This window comes from Methylobacterium sp. Ger2507 (assembly GCF_055231875.1).
This window is the reverse complement of the sequence record NZ_JBUYVC010000001.1, coordinates 110,289-125,244: the sequence shown is the minus strand read 5'-3', so window position 1 is coordinate 125,244 and position 14,956 is coordinate 110,289. Positions and strand designations below refer to the sequence as shown.

General features: G+C 63.5%; 11 protein-coding genes. 6 read left to right on the top strand and 5 right to left on the bottom strand.

The genetic code is table 11. The features are described from left to right. The first annotated feature begins 79 nt into the window (after window positions 1–79). Both ACV7NL_RS00650 and ACV7NL_RS00645 read left to right on the top strand, forming a co-directional pair. Window positions 80–1,846: a type I secretion system permease/ATPase gene (locus ACV7NL_RS00650; RefSeq protein WP_056488253.1), complete on the top strand. Its 1,767-nt coding sequence runs from the start codon at window positions 80–82 to the stop codon at window positions 1,844–1,846. 11 nt (window positions 1,847–1,857) lie between these two features. Next, window positions 1,858–3,213: an HlyD family type I secretion periplasmic adaptor subunit gene (locus tag ACV7NL_RS00645; RefSeq protein ID WP_463357034.1), complete on the top strand. Its 1,356-nt coding sequence runs from the start codon at window positions 1,858–1,860 to the stop codon at window positions 3,211–3,213. Between the two features lie 117 nt (window positions 3,214–3,330). Here ACV7NL_RS00645 and ACV7NL_RS00640 read toward each other — a convergent pair whose 3' ends face one another. Both ACV7NL_RS00640 and ACV7NL_RS00635 read right to left on the bottom strand, forming a co-directional pair. After that, entirely contained in the window at window positions 3,331–3,720 is a 390-nt protein-coding gene (locus ACV7NL_RS00640; RefSeq protein WP_056185095.1) for a helix-turn-helix domain-containing protein, read from the bottom strand. A gap of 582 nt (window positions 3,721–4,302) precedes the next feature. Beyond that, window positions 4,303–7,353, bottom strand: coding sequence for a bifunctional diguanylate cyclase/phosphodiesterase (locus ACV7NL_RS00635; RefSeq protein ID WP_463354627.1), 3,051 nt, complete (start codon window positions 7,351–7,353; stop codon window positions 4,303–4,305). Window positions 7,354–7,721: 368 nt separating this feature from the next. On the opposite strand from ACV7NL_RS00635, the gene ACV7NL_RS00630 reads away from it, so the two are divergent. Continuing rightward, complete coding sequence (locus ACV7NL_RS00630) at window positions 7,722–8,018, top strand: hypothetical protein (RefSeq protein WP_156376309.1); 297 nt, start codon at window positions 7,722–7,724, stop codon at window positions 8,016–8,018. A 590-nt stretch (window positions 8,019–8,608) separates the two neighbouring features. Then, window positions 8,609–9,163 carry a PAS domain-containing protein gene (locus tag ACV7NL_RS00625; protein WP_056185102.1) on the top strand — a complete coding sequence of 185 codons (555 nt, stop codon included), beginning with the start codon at window positions 8,609–8,611 and terminating at the stop codon, window positions 9,161–9,163. Between the two features lie 86 nt (window positions 9,164–9,249). Here the strand turns inward: ACV7NL_RS00625 and ACV7NL_RS00620 are convergent, their stop codons facing one another. The 3 genes from ACV7NL_RS00620 to ACV7NL_RS00610 form a co-directional block, all read right to left on the bottom strand. Then, complete coding sequence (locus ACV7NL_RS00620) at window positions 9,250–9,474, bottom strand: hypothetical protein (protein ID WP_056185104.1); 225 nt, start codon at window positions 9,472–9,474, stop codon at window positions 9,250–9,252. Continuing rightward, window positions 9,471–9,710 (bottom strand): hypothetical protein, encoded by a 240-nt coding sequence (locus tag ACV7NL_RS00615; protein WP_056185121.1) that lies wholly within the window; start codon window positions 9,708–9,710, stop codon window positions 9,471–9,473. Before ACV7NL_RS00615 ends, ACV7NL_RS00620 begins: the two co-directional genes overlap by 4 nt. Before the next feature lie 954 nt (window positions 9,711–10,664). Further along, a complete protein-coding gene (locus ACV7NL_RS00610; protein ID WP_463354626.1) occupies window positions 10,665–11,252 on the bottom strand; it encodes a PAS domain-containing protein in 588 nt (195 codons plus the stop codon). Between the two features lie 200 nt (window positions 11,253–11,452). On the opposite strand from ACV7NL_RS00610, the gene ACV7NL_RS00605 reads away from it, so the two are divergent. Next, window positions 11,453–11,800, top strand: coding sequence for a hypothetical protein (locus ACV7NL_RS00605; protein ID WP_156376308.1), 348 nt, complete (start codon window positions 11,453–11,455; stop codon window positions 11,798–11,800). A gap of 506 nt (window positions 11,801–12,306) precedes the next feature. After that, the gene (gene katG, locus ACV7NL_RS00600) at window positions 12,307–14,628 is read left to right on the top strand and encodes a catalase/peroxidase HPI (RefSeq protein WP_463354625.1); all 2,322 of its coding nucleotides are present in this window, start codon (window positions 12,307–12,309) and stop codon (window positions 14,626–14,628) included. Window positions 14,629–14,956 lie beyond the last annotated feature (328 nt).

The window sequence follows — 14,956 nt, the reverse complement described above, 5'->3', positions numbered from 1 at the left end:
CGCGCGGTTCGAACTTAGCGTAAAAGGCGAAAAGCTTCGCCTTACGGCTGATCAGCTTAGAGCAAACAGGCGAACTCCGATGCGACTTCATCAGAATGCGGAGCTGAGAACGGCCCTTCTCCGCTGCCGGCGCGCGTTCTTCGGCGTCGGCGTCATGAGCGGCATCATCAACATCCTGTACCTGACGGGATCGTTCTTCATGCTCGAGGTCTACGACCGGGTCATCCCGGCCCGCTCGATCCCGACGCTCGTCGGGCTCGGCCTGCTGACGCTGACACTGTTTCTGTTCCAGGGGCTCATCGAGACTATCCGGGCGCGGGTCCTGGCCCGGATCGGCAGCTCGCTGGACGAGGCTTTGTCCGGGCGGGTCTTCGACATGGTGGTGCGCCATCCTCTCGAGGCACCGGCCGGCGGAGACGGACTCCTGCCGTTGCGAGACCTCGATCAGATCCGGAATTTCTTTTCGAGCCTCGGACCGACGGCGATCTTCGATCTGCCTTGGATGCCGATCTACCTTGGGATCTGCTTCCTGTTCCATCCGCTGATCGGCATCGCGGGCTTGGCCGGCGCTCTCGTCCTGGCGGCGCTGACCCTGCTGACCGAACTCCTGACCCGCCGGCCCCAGCGTGAAGCCACCCAGCATGGGGCGAGCCGTAACGCCCTCTCCGAGGCCGGGCGCCAGAACGCGGAGGTGCTTCGGGCCATGGGCATGCAGAAGGAGTTCGCGCAGATCTGGAACGCGGAGAATAACGCGTACATGCGGCGTCAGCGGCGCGTCGCCGACATCGCGGCGGGTCTCGGGACCACCTCGAAGATCTTCCGCATGGTGCTGCAATCCGCGGTGCTGGCGCTCGGGGCCTACCTGGTCATTCAGGGGCAGGCCACGGGCGGCATCATCATCGCCTCATCCATCCTCGTCTCGCGGGCGCTGGCACCGGCCGAGATCGCGATCGCCAACTGGAAGGGCTTTGTTGCGGCCCGGCAAGGCTGGGTGCGCCTGCATGACATGCTCGCGCGCTTCACCCCGGACAAACCGGCCCTCGCTCTGCCGGCTCCCGTCAGGTCCCTGACGGTCGAGAACGCATCGATCCTGCCGCCGGGCGGAACGCGTGCGATCGTCTCCGACGTCAGCTTCGGCCTCAAGGCGGGCGAGGGCGTCGGCATCATCGGGCCGAGTGCATCCGGCAAATCCACCCTGGCGCGGGCGCTCGTCGGCGTCTGGACGCCGATGCGTGGGGCGATCCGTCTCGACGGCGCCACCCTCGATCAGCGGTCCGGCGGCAGTCTCGGCCGCCACGTCGGCTACCTCCCTCAGGACGTCGAGCTCTTCGCCGGCACCATCGCGTCGAACATCGCGCGGCTGGCGCCGGACCCGAATGCCGAAGCCGTCGTTGCGGCCAGCCGGAGCGCCGGCGTGCACGAGCTGATCCTTCGGCTGCCCGAGGGATATGAGACCCGCATCGGCCCCGGCGGGGCGGGGCTCTCGGCAGGGCAGCGCCAGCGGATCGGCCTCGCGCGCGCACTCTACGGCGATCCTTTCCTGGTCGTTCTCGACGAACCGAACGCCAACCTCGACGAGGCCGGGGAAGCGGCACTCACGCAGGCGCTCCTCGGCGTGCGCATGCGCGGCGGCATCGTCGTCGTCGTCGCTCATCACCCCAGCGTCCTGGCCGCCGTCGATCTCGTGCTGGTCATGGAAGAGGGGCGGGCACGCGCCTTCGGCCGCAAGAACGAGGTGCTGAAGACGAATCTTCGCCCGACGGCTTTTCCCAACGTGCGCGCTCCGAAACGCACCATCACCGCAACCGCGAATCCGGCCGAGACGAACCTGAAGGCTTCCGCATGACCCCGAGCAGCATGACTCTGAACGGCGTGACGGCTGGGTCGCTGCCGACGCGCGGCGCTGGTCCCCGGCACTCCGAGGCCGACCAGTCGATCGGCCGGCACTTGACCGTGGTCTCCGGCATCATCGCCGTCCTCGTCTTCGGCATCGGCGGATGGGCGACACTGACCGAGATCCACGGGGCTGTGGTGAGCCCGGGGCAGCTCGTCGTCGAGAGCGACGTCAAGAAGGTCCAGCACCCGACAGGCGGTGTTGTGAGCGAGATTCATGTCCGAGACGGCATGCGGGTCTCCCGCGGGGATGTCCTGATCACGCTGGACGAGACCCAGATCCGCGCCAACCTCGACATCATCCTGAAGGCCATGGACGAATTGACGGCCCGGCGTGCCCGCAACGAGGCGGAGCGCGATGGCCTGACGACGATCGATTTTCCCGACGCGCTTACACGGCGCAGGCGCGAGGAGCCGGCCGTCGCGCAATTGATCGATGGAGAGCGCCGCCTCTTCGAAACGCGCCGATCCGGCCGGGAAGGCCAGAAGGCCCAGCTACAACAACGTATCCTGCAGATCCGCCAGGAAATCACCGGTCTCGCCGAGCAAGCCGCCGCCAAGGCCCGCGAGATCGCCCTCATCGGAGACGAACTCGTCGGTGTGCGCGAGCTGTGGGCGCGGAATCTCGTGGCCGTTTCGCGGGTGACGGCTCTGGAGCGCGATGCGGCGCGCTTGGGCGGCGAGCGCGGGCAACTGGTCGCCGCCCAAGCGCAGGCGAACGGCAAGATTACGGAAACCGAGCTGCAGATCCTTCAGATCGATCAGGACATGCGGAGCGAGACGGGCAAGGAACTTGCCGATATCCGCGGCCGCTGGTCCGAGTTGTCGGAGAAACGCGTCGCCGCCCTCGACCAGTTGAAGCGCACGAATCTGCGTGCGCCTCAGGACGGCGTTGTGCACCAGATGACCGTCCACACGGTGGGTGGCCTGGTCGTCCCGGGTGAGCCCGCGATGCTGATCGTGCCCGATGCGGACACGCTCGCCGTCGAGATGCGCATCCAGCCCCAAGATATCGACAGCATCCACCTCGACCAGAAAGCCGTGCTGCGCTTCGCCGCCTTCAACCAGCGCGTGACGCCGGAGATCGGTGGAATGGTCAGCCGCATCTCCGCGGATGTCAGCCAGGACACGAAGACCGGCATGAGCTACTACACGGCCCGGATTCGTGTGCCCGACACGGAACGGGATCGCCTGGGCAAGGCACGGCTCGTACCCGGCATGCCGGTTGAGAGCTTCATCCAGACCGGAGAACGTTCCGTCCTATCCTACCTCGTCAAACCTCTGACGGACCAGATCGCGAAGGCCTGGCGGGAGCGCTGAACGACCCGTCGCGATGCAGGCCCGAAGGCTTCGTCCTCCAGGCGCGAACGGGACATCACCGGCTGCCCGGTTGCGCCCACGAGCCGCCTTGGACGGCCATGCCGATCATCGGTCCGGTTATTTTCCCGCCTCGATCTCGCATATCACGCGGGCAAGCTCGGAGAGCAGGTACCGGGCGCGCGGGTCCTTGATCTTGTCGAAATGCTCGTTGAACAGAATCCCCTCAGGCGTCGGTGAGGCTTGGCCTCGACGGGCCTCCTTGTCAGGCAAGGCCTCTCCGCTGCGCGTATCGTAGAAGTAGTTCACGTCTACGTTCAGGGCTTGCGCGATTCGCTGAAGCTTGTCTGCTGCGATCCTGCTGCGTCCACTCTCGTATTTCTGGATTTGCTGGAACGTTACACCCAGGCTCTCGCCGAGATTGGCCTGGCTGAGCCCGACCGAGCGGCGCAGTGACTTGATGCGATTGCCGATCGTGTCTGCGCTGCCATCTTTATCTGCGTCTGACATCGTGTGTTACTCGAAAGAAGTCTGGATCACCGAGAGGGGCGCCAGCACGACAAAGTCACGTCGTGCCGTTTGACTGCGCTCATGACACGGATCGTCATCTCGTGCGCGCGACAAGCCCGCGCAATATCGAAGTCCTGGACATGAGTACGAGCGCCCACCGGCGCTGCGACCTGACCGTTCTCGTTCGAACGGCCAGGGTGCGGCGCCGGCGGACCGATCCCACCAAGGACGTGGCGGGGATCGCGCGCCACTTGTGTGCCATCGTCTGCTTATCAATGAATCATGAACACAAGCTTGGGGCAATGTCACAACGCCGTGACGTGGATCGCGCGAATCCTCGATTCATGACTCTCCCGCCGCTTGCTGACCAGGATAGCCGGCCGAGGTGGGGCGTTGCATGCGGCCCGCTCAGGACGGCACCCCCACACGAACAGCGTCGAGACATCGCCGGCGATGCGACGGGGTCGCGATGCGCATTGAGGCGATGAGCAGTCCGGTGCGGTCATGTGTGAACATTGTGACGATGAAAGTCGCGCCGTGGCCAGCAAGGGACGAGCGCGGATTTCGGGCCGATCCGCCCGATCAGGCATCGAGCAGAGATCGCCGCTCGCAGGATACAGGGCAGTGCGTCCTCTCAGGCTGCTGGTCGTGTCCGACTCCGACCGGCCGCATCATGCCCTTGATGACACTCGGCGGCATCGGTTTGCCGAAGATGAAGCCCTGGACTTCGGAGCAGCCTTCGCGTCGGACCCAGTCCAGCTGCGCCTGCGTCTCGACACCTTCGGCGGTGATGGTTGCGCCGAGGTGCCTGCCCAGGCCCACCACGGCACGGACGATGGCTCCGGACGTCGACGCGCAGGCATCCTGGATGAACGACCGATCAATCTTGATCTTGTCGAACGGGAACTGACAGAGGTAGCTGAGCGAGGAGTAGCCGGTCCCGAAATCGTCGATCGCCAGCCGGACACCGATCCTGCGGAGCCGATGCAGGCAGGCGATGACCCTCTCGGCGTCTTTCACAAGCACGCTTTCGGTGATCTCCAGCTCGAGGCGCTCCGGCGCGAGACCGGACCGGACCAGGGCGTCGAGGACGTGCTGGTGGAAGTCGATGTGCTGGATCTGAACCGCAGAGACGTTGACGCCGACGCGAAGATCGGAGGGCCACGATGCTGCTTCCTGACAGGCATCGCGCAGCGCCCAGGCTCCGAGCTCGACGATCAGGCCGGTCTCCTCGGCGAGCGGAATGAAATCGGCTGGCGAGATCATCCCCTTTGCCGCGTGCGGCCAGCGCAGCAAAGCCTCGAAACCGCGGAGCGTATCACTCGCAAGGTCAATGATCGGCTGGTAGTGCAGCGCGAAACCGCCGTTGCGGACGGTGTCCTTCAAGTCGATCTCAAGCAGATTACGGGACGCAACCGCCATATCCATCCCTGCCTCGTAGAAGCGGCACGTGTGACGACCCGCCTCCTTGGCCCGGTACAGCGCAATGTCCGCGTTCTTGAACAGGAGGTCGGCACGATCCCCGTCGTCCAATCCGATGGCGACACCGATGCTGACACCCACATTCGTCAGGTGCCCGTCGATATCCACGGGCTCGCCCACGACCTCGATGAGACGCTGCGCGGCCGCTCCCACGCCGTGCGGATGGCTTCGACCCAGCAGGATGATCGCAAACTCATCGCCTCCGAGACGCGCCACGATGTCGCCCGGCTGAAGTGAGCGCCGCATGCGGTCGGCCAGGGTACACAACAGGGCGTCGCCGGCCGGATGCCCGAAGGTGTCGTTGACCGTCTTGAAGCGATCAAGGTCGCAGCAGAGAACGGCGACCGCGGTCCCTTGCCGCTGCGCATGGACGAGTTCTTGGGTCAGCCGTTCCTGGAACTGCCGACGGTTGGGCAGGCCCGTCAGGGCATCATGCCGGGCCATGTGCTCGATCTGTGCCTCGGCGCGCTTTCGCTCCGTCGCATCCACGACCGTACCCTCGAAGCAGGATGGGCATCCTTCGGCATCGCGGACCAGCCACGCGGTTTCGGAGACCCAAATCGGTCGGCCGGTCGCGTGACCCGTGACCTCGGAGACAAAGTCATCGACTCTGCCATGCGTCAGCAGAAGGCGCATGAACGCGTGCGTCCGGTCGCCGTCGACGTACCAGTCATGGGTGAAGCCGGTGCCGGGCGCCGTCGCGCACGCCGAGTCACCGTATCCGTGAAGTTTCGCGAGAGCCTGGTTCGCCCGAACGAGCGTGCCATCGAGATTCGCGCGATAGACGCCGACCACGGCGTTCTGGAAGAGTGTCTGGTACTCGGCCTCGGCGAGGCGAAGGGCCGCCTCGCGCCGCTTTCGCTCCGTGATGTCGGTGAAGGTCCGAACCAGTCCGCCTGTCGGCAAGGGCACCGATCGCACCTCGATCGAGGTGCCGTTCGGGCGTTCCCGCTCATAGGTGACGGCCGCGGTTCCCAGGGCGGCGCTCTCCAGCAGGTGTCGGAGTTCGCCATCGACCTTGCGGAACTCGCCGCGGTCAATCTGATGCTGCTGCAGGAGATCGAACCGGGCCCCCTCGTGGAGCAGCCCCTCCGAAACGCCGACAAGATCCCGGGCCTTCTGGTTGTGCACAAGGACGCGATTGTCCGCACCGACCATCAGGATGCCCTGGTCCATGTTCTCCAGCGTCACACGAAGAAGCGTGCTGACTCCGCGCAACTGCTCCTCGGATCGCACGAGATCGGTGATGTCGACACAGACGCCGAGGAGAGCGACGACCGCACCGGTTTCATCGTGTTGCGGCAATCCGCGCGAGATGACGGTCCGGACCGTGCCGTCCGCCCTGACGAGGCGGCGCTGCCGGTCGAAGGGTCGAAGGACCATCCCGTTGCCCCCAGCATTCCTGGGATCGAAGGCCGCAAACATGTCGCGGTGTTCGTCGGGATGCAGGACATGAAGGAGGTCATCGAGAGTCAGCTCGCCGTCGGACACATCCTGTCCCACGAGCCTGCCCATGCTGGGCGACCACGTCGCCTTTCCGGATTTCAGATTGTACTGCCAATACCCGATGCCCCCGACCTGCTCGACGAGAAGCTGGTAATCCGCGGCTTCCCGCAGCTTGGCTTGTGCCGATTGCAGCGCCTCCAGATCCCGTCCGATCTGGTTCCGGGCCTCGTGCAGGCGCAGATGGGCAACCACGATGTTCGCAAGATCCTGAAACTGCCTGACCTGCTCGGGGGAAAAGGACCGCCGCTGGGAATCCATGAGACACAGGGTTCCGACGCGAATTCCCTGATGCAGAATGAGGGGCGCTCCGGCATAGAACCGGATGCCGAGCGGACCCGTGACCAGAGGGTTTTCCGCGAATCGAGGATCGGCCAGTGCATCCTCGATAATGAGGGCATCATCCGAAAGGATCGCATAGTTGCAGAACGCGATGTTCCGCGGCGTCTCCTTGACGTCGATCCCGCACCGGGCCTTGAACCACTGACGATTCTTGTCCACCAGCGAGACGAAGGCGATTGGGGCCGAGAATAAAGCCTGTGCCGTGCGACACACGGCATCGAAATGTGTTTCGTCAGGCGTATCGAGCACCTTGAGATCGCGCAGGACTGCAAGCCGTTCGGACTCATTCTCCAATAACGGATACATTCAGTGCCTTATTGGACAGCTTGACCGCCCGTGTGCGGTTTCTGGCAGGAGATGACATTCCCAGGATCAAGCCACACCGGTTAACGATCCATGCCTCTTCGCTCTTGAAATTCAACCATCAGGCGATTTATTCTAATTTGGGAATCGGCGCTGCCTTGGGGGATGCGACCGGCGCCAAGCCCGAGGATTTTGACGTGAGACAAGCGCGGATGCTCCCCGGAACAGCAGATTGATGGCGGTCCCCGCCGCACCGCCTGAAGTCCGGTGCGGTTCGCATTTTAGTTGATCTGTTCGCCTTCAAATAACAGTTTGGGAGCGACATAGGCAATCGAGAACCCGATCCCACCCGAACGATGCGAGGGAACCGGATGACTGCAAAAGCGTGGGATCACATCGAACCCGATAGCGAAGATGCCTTTGGATTTATTGTCGTCGATGAACATAGTTACAAAGGCTGCGTCATACAGGATGCTACCGATCTTGGCGCAAGATTGATCTTGATAAACGCGGAAATGATTCCGATGAATTTCGTTCTTTGTTCTTTGTCTTTCGATAAGGCGGTCCTATGCGCATCAGTCTCGCGAACCGATGAGTCGATCGATGTCTGGTATGACTGTGACGATTGCGATGTGATGTTCAATCGTCACGACCGGCGAGCCACCTGATACCGTTCTTGCGGCTGTCGAAACTGTGGTCTTCGACGACGGGGCCGGTCAAAGCTCGACGAAAATGCCCTTGATCGCCGGTAGTATCGATGGCCCGACCGGCATGCTTTGAATTGGGCCGATCGAGAGAATCAGTCGGTTCACCGTGCTGCTGTGGGCGGCCGGATGGCAGAACGGGTCCTGGGCGACCTCGAGGGGCAAGCTCAAGACCGCGTGCCATCGTCACGGAAGTCTTTCCGCGCGATGCGTCGCAGATCGTGAACGGGGTCCGGCCAACGACCGGCAACCCATCCGGCTGCGTGTCTCCTTCGGCCGATGGCACCCGCGACTTGCCGGATCTGGTCTTCCGGTTGCTCGTGGCGACCGCAATGCAGTAGTTTGTGCCTCTCGGTCCGAAATATCGGGCAAGTCAAAGGCTTGCGAAATGGCATACAAACGAGGCGGTGAGATTTAATCCGCGCCGGTCGGATAATTTAGTGCGGTACTTCGTCGTATTCACAAATTCGTGAATAAGAGAATCCTATTAAGGCGTAGATTTTTTCTGACATGTGTCCACCCTTTCCAGCAACAATCCATTGCGGGAGGATCGGATGCAGTCGATCGCTGAGGCGGCTCCTGCTTTGAGGGCCGCCGGGCTCGTTGGCGTCTGGAATACCGATGTCGTTGCCGGGAAATCGATTCTCGATGCGGGTGCGGCTGCACTCCTTGCTGGCAATATTGGACTGGCCGGCCGACCAATTCCACTGGAAGTCGCACTCGGAGCGACGCACCCCGACGATAAAGCATGGCTGTTCGCGCGCATTCGTCGTGTACGCCAGATGGGCGGAGTTTTCTCGGCCGAGTTCCGGGTCGTGACAGCGACGGGCGATGTGCGCTGGGTTCTGAATCGCGGCACGCTCGCACCCGACACCTCAGGGGCGATGAAGGGTTTGGGGGCCTATATCGACACAACCGACAGCCACAATACCCGCTTCGTCTCAGCGGGGTCCCTGGCTCAGGTCGGCGAGGATCCCCTTGCGCATGCAGCAGATCGCTGCCTCGAAACGCATTCGGCCCTTGCCGCAGGCGGATATACGAATTTGCGCCGTATCACCGAAACGCTGCTCCTCGGGATCGGGCGAGCGCTCGCGCAGCGTCACACCTGATCGGGTGAGACGGACGTTCCTCCTCGGCCGGTCCAGATCCGAACGTGCGGCAGGAGACTGGCGCGTATCAGGGGGCAGTTGCGAGCTTAGTGCTTGGTGGAGGGACCAGGGGCTGCAAGAGGCTTGAGGTGCAGGAAACTCCGCTCCCCCGTCGCAGCCTCGGCCACATGGTCGATTTCATTCAGGAGGTCGCTCACGGTCTGCTGGTTGGCGGGCTTGAGATAAACACGCCGCCCAGTCATACGCCCGGCGATGAGTTGGGCCTCGGTCAACGCATCGAAGTCCGGACGCCCGGGTCGCTTCTTGGTCACTGGGCTGCTCTCCGTGCGGGGGGAAGGAAGCGCTCGGCTTCGGTCTTCCAGGCATCGCGCTGTTCGGTGACCTGAGAAAGGCAGGATCGCAAGGTTTCGATCTCCGCGTGAAGCTCACCGGCATCGACCGCGAGTTCGACACACTGGTCCTGAACCTCGGCAAGCATCTGGCGCAGCTCGGCATTCTCGATGCAGAGAGCCAGGAAGTCGGCATTGCGCTGGCCGGTATCGCTCATTCCGCCTCCCGTTCCGCGTTGAGCGGAGCGGCGCGTTTAGCGCAACCGGCGGGTGGCTTCCAACCCCTAACGCGCCCGAGGTCGCTCACCTCGGCATCAAGGCCGCCATCAGCGCGGCTCACATCGCCGCCTTGACCCTCTAGACAGGGAGGGATGCCGGCGCTGTCCGCCGGAACGTCGTCGGCGAGGCCCCGGCGGCATCCGTGCAGCGCCAGAAGCCGGAGGTTCATGGATCGAATCGAAGGCCGCGTGGGAGCGGCAGGGGAAAACCGCGGTTCACCTTCGTTCGAGAAACACGAAGACGACTCTTCGAGGAGCCCCAGATCCTTGCCGGAGGCCACTTACGGCAGCGGTCACTTTTGATGTATCAGAACGAATGACAAAGGCAGGAAAAATCATCCTCTCTGTCATCGTCCTGGCAGCCGGAGGGGCTTCCCTAAGCGTTGCCGTTGGAGCGCTCACCAAGAAGCTGTCTCCCTGGCAAGTGTACGCCTGCGATTTTCGGCTCATCAGCGCAGCAACATGCGACCTGCCGATGGCTGCACACACCACACGCGTCTCGTCATCGCGTCAGGACGCTGACCGTGAGAGGCGCTTGGCTTACCGGGAGCGCATCGTCGCCTGTGAGCACCAGAAGACGGCGAAGAGGCGTAACGGCGAACCCGTATCGGCACGGAAATGCTGGAACGAGTCCCCAGCCCCTCTTGTCAGCGTCTCAAGCCGGTGATGCCGAAAGCGTCCTTGCCCCTGGCATGGTGTTTCGAAGCCGTTCAAAACAAGACGCTTCCTGATCTCCCTCCGGCATCGGGCAGGGCGACCGAAGCACACCGGAAATCGTCCTGCTTCGGCCAGAAGGCAGCACGGAGGGCGAAGCGGAGGCGAACACCCCCGAGGGCATCGGAACCCCCGTGCGGAGATCTGTGTCGGCGACGACGGCGTTGATCGCCGGGGCCGTCAATTCATGAGGGTACGGAGCCGGTCATGGGCTGGCTTCGAGAGGCGACGTCCGAGCTCCAGCAGGAGCATGTCGATCATGTTCTGCAGAAGAGGCTCCGAGAGTTTCTGGATGGCACTTTGCGCTGCGAGGCAAAGCTCGGCGGCCTCCTCCAAAGGATGATCTAAGCCATCGGACATCCCAGCCGAACACGCGGCTTCATCCGCCCGGTTTTGCGTGATGTCGATCAGGATGCCGGTTCCTCGCCGGGGCCGGCCTGTCTCATCCAGCTCGATGAGACCGCGAGCCAGAACCCACCTCATGGCGCCGTCGGCCGAGCGAACGCGATACTCCTGCACATAGGAGCGCCCCACCTTTGCGCTTCTCGCGATGACTCCCGCGGCTTCCGCCCGGTCATCAGGATGAATCGCCTTCAGGAATAGGTTCAGTGGCACCCCGACGCGCGCCGCAGCAGGTTCGACGCTGAAGAGCAGAGCAACCGTTGCGTCTGCGTACAGACGATCGTTGGGAATATCCCAATCCCAACGTCCGATTACATCCGACGCATCAATCGCAGCCTGCAATTGTATCTGCGAAGCTTTGGCCATATCTGCCCCGGCTTGCCGCACCACTGCCTCCAATGCACATGATTTTGTCGTTCACCACAACGTGAAACCTTTTTCAGCCCGGTTAACATGCGATAAATCGTCTGCGCCATGTGGCCACGATATGGCCACGCTTTTTACATACGGTCTAAACTGAGAGGCCCGCAGTTTGACATTCTGGAGCCTATCATTGGGGACGGGACGTGGTCCGTAAGCCGAACCGTATCGAAGGCGCGTCGTCCGGCTTCCCTGACGCGAGCGAGGAGCCAAGCGCGATACGGCCCAGCCGCAGCCAACTGCTTCAGCAGCGGATCGCAGAGCAACTCGGGCTTTCGCCGGAAGCGTTCAGCACGGCACCTGTGCCGGCTTCCGGTGCGCCAAATGGTTGTCCTCCTTCCGGAGCCTTCGAGATCGGCCTCAGCCATGAGTGCCTCGAACTGCTCGAAGCCTACTCTCGGATCAAAGACCCAGAGCAGCGCCGTCGATGCCTGCAAGCTGTTCGCGAAGCGGCTGATGGTTCGGCTGTTGCAGGCCCGGTAACAAAGTCATGATGGCCCGAGCTGCCCGGAACAAGCGATCCCGACCGTTCCGGTGACGCTGGCAATCCGCGCAGGGATTTCCCCCCGGATTTTCGGATGATGGAGCAGCCTTCGGGGAGAGCATCGACGTCGGCCCGGCTCTGCGGACCGGCCGGAGCCAAACGGCGCACTCGTCCTCGTCGATGTCGGGCATCTGGTCGAACGCGGACCGGTCGGACAATTGGTTCGGGTCATCCGTTTCGCGCAGTGCTCGGCTGAGCGTCGGCGGAGATTTAAATCGCGCCCGATCGGCTCTCGCTAATGTGAGATGGTTTTTCCCTAGGCGCGTCGGGGGCCTTCGACCGCCATGCGCGGCACGACACCTTGATTTTCGAGGCTCGCGGCTGATGTCGCTCGCGATGCAGGATCATTGAAGCGCGTCCGTCTCGCGACGAGAGCCACGCCTCGAGCGGCCGTCGGCGACAGTCCGGCGGTCCGATCCGTGCGGCGACGCCGGTCCTGCGCCAAGGGGGATGTTGATGAACACGACGACGATCGACAAGACCAATACCGACTCCTACCCGATGGCGGGCCAGTGCCCGTTCGGAGGCGACCGCGTCGGCGGGGCCTTCGGCAGCCGTCCGGCCTTGGAGAACTGGTACCCGCATCGGCTCAGGGTCGAGCTCTTGCACCAGAACGGGCTGGCGGCCGATCCTCTCGGGCCGGATTTCGACTACGCTGCCGCCTTCCGAACGATCGACCTCGACGCGCTCAAGAGCGACATCAAACAGTTCCTCACCTCGTCGGTGGCTTGGTGGCCCTCCGATTACGGCAATTACGGCCCGCAGATGGTTCGAATGGCCTGGCATTCGGCCGGCACCTATCGCATCGCCGACGGGCGCGGCGGGGCCGGCACCGGGATGCAGCGCTTCGCGCCGATCTCGAGCTGGTGGGACAACGGCAACACCGACAAGTCGCGCCGCCTGCTGCAGCCGATCAAGCACAAGTACGGCAACGCCCTGTCCTGGGCCGACCTGATGGTACTCACCGGCAATTGTGCCCTGGAGATCATGGGCTTGCCGACCTACGGTTTCGCCGGTGGGCGCCTGGACGCCTGGGAGGCGGACGATGCCACCTATTGGGGGCCGGAGGTCGTCGAGATGGGTTCCGTCTCGAGCTTCGACGAGATGGTCAACCGGGACAAGCGCTGGCGCGGCAAGAACGGCGATCCGGACTACGACCTGGAGAACCCGCTCGCCGCCTCCCACCAGGCGCTGATCTACGTGAATCCCGAGGGGCCTTACGCGAACGGCGATCCGCAGGGCTCGGCCAACGACATCCGGGTGACCTTCACCCGGATGGCCATGAACGACGAGGAGACCGTGGCGCTGATCGCCGGTGGCCACGCCTTCGGCAAGAGCCACGGCATGACCCCCGCCAAGGAGATCGGGCCGCCGCCGGAGATGGCGCCGATGGAGGCGATGGGGCTCGGCTGGCACAACCCGAACGGCACCGGGGCCGGCAAGAACACGATGACCAACGGCATCGAGGGCAGCTGGACCCCCGATCCGACGCAATGGGACAACGCCTACCTGGAGAACCTCTTCAAGTTCGACTGGGAGCAGACCAAGAGCCCGGCCGGCGCCCTGCAATGGACGCCCAAGGACCCGAACGCGCCGCGGACGCCCGATGCACATGTCGCGGGGCAGTCGCATCCCCTGATGATGATGACCTCCGACATCGCCCTCAAGGTCGACCCGGAGTACCGGAAGGTCTGCGAGAAGTTCCTCAACGACTTCGACGCCTTCACGCAGGCCTTCTCCAAGGCGTGGTACAAGCTCACCCACCGCGACATGGGGCCCAAGCACCGCTATCTCGGCCCGGAGGTAACGATCGAGGACGGTCTGCTTTGGCAGGACCCGATCCCCGATGCGACCTATGCCTCCGTGGGCGAGGCCGAGATCGCCACGCTGAAGCAGACGATCCTGGCCACGGGCCTGTCGGTCTCGGACCTCGCCTTCACGGCCTTCTCAGCCGCCTCGACCTACCGCGACAGCGACAAGCGGGGCGGCGCCAACGGCGGCCGACTCGCCCTTGCCCCGCAGAAGGACTGGGCCGTCAACCGCCGGGCTGCGCCCGTCGTCGAGGCGCTTCGCGGCGTCATGGCCGCATTCAACGACGCGCGTGGCGACGGCAAGCGGATTTCGCTCTCCGACCTGATCGTGCTCGCCGGCTGTGCCGCCGTGGAGAAGGCCGCTTTGGATGCGGGGATTGAGACGCGCGTGCCGTTCACGCCGGGCCGGGTCGACACCACGCAGGCGCTTACCGACATCGAGATGTTCGAGTGGTTGAAGCCAGTCGTCGATGGCTTCCGCAACTACGTCGATGACGGGTTCGGCGCGATGGCGCCGCGCCTGTCGCCGGAGGAGATGTTCCTCGACAAGGCCAACCTGCTGACGCTGACCGCGCCGGAATGGGTGGTGCTGACCGGTGGTTTGCGGGCTCTGAACGCCAACCACGATGGCGCGAATCGGGGCATCTTCACCGACCGTGTCGGCGTGCTGACGACGGACTTCTTCCACGCCCTGACCGACACGAACCTGATCTGGGAGAAGACCGACGCAGCCGGCACCACCTTCATCCTGAAGGACCGCGCGAGCGGGCAGCCCAAGTTCGAAGCGACCCGTGCGGACCTCATCTTCGGCTCGAACGCGCAGCTGCGCAACATCGCCGACGCCTATGCCGGCAGCGACGGCCACCAACGGTTCGTCACGGACTTCGTACGGGTCTGGGACAAGGTGATGATGCTCGACCGGTACGACGTGAAGGGCCACCGGCGCGACGGGGCCATGGCGGCCTGATCACGACGAGCGCAGCAAGTCGCGCCCCCGTTTCCCCATCCGTTCAGACGGGGGCGTTTTAAGATCGAGCGTCTGTGAAATCGGTGTGTTGTCTCAGCCACTTACGTTCGTGAGAGTGGGTTCGAAGATTTCATCCTGACTATCGTGTTCAATCATCGAATAATTGGAAGAACTATAGATTATCCATATCTCGATTTCTCCGGAGATGCGCCATTCGCATCTGCCCTGATCGGCGGCGAAACCCAAGACCCGGGCGCTCGTCGATTCTGACCGTCATCGGAAGGGCAAGGCGATCTGTCTTCGAGACGATCTCGATAAGGGGAGGAGG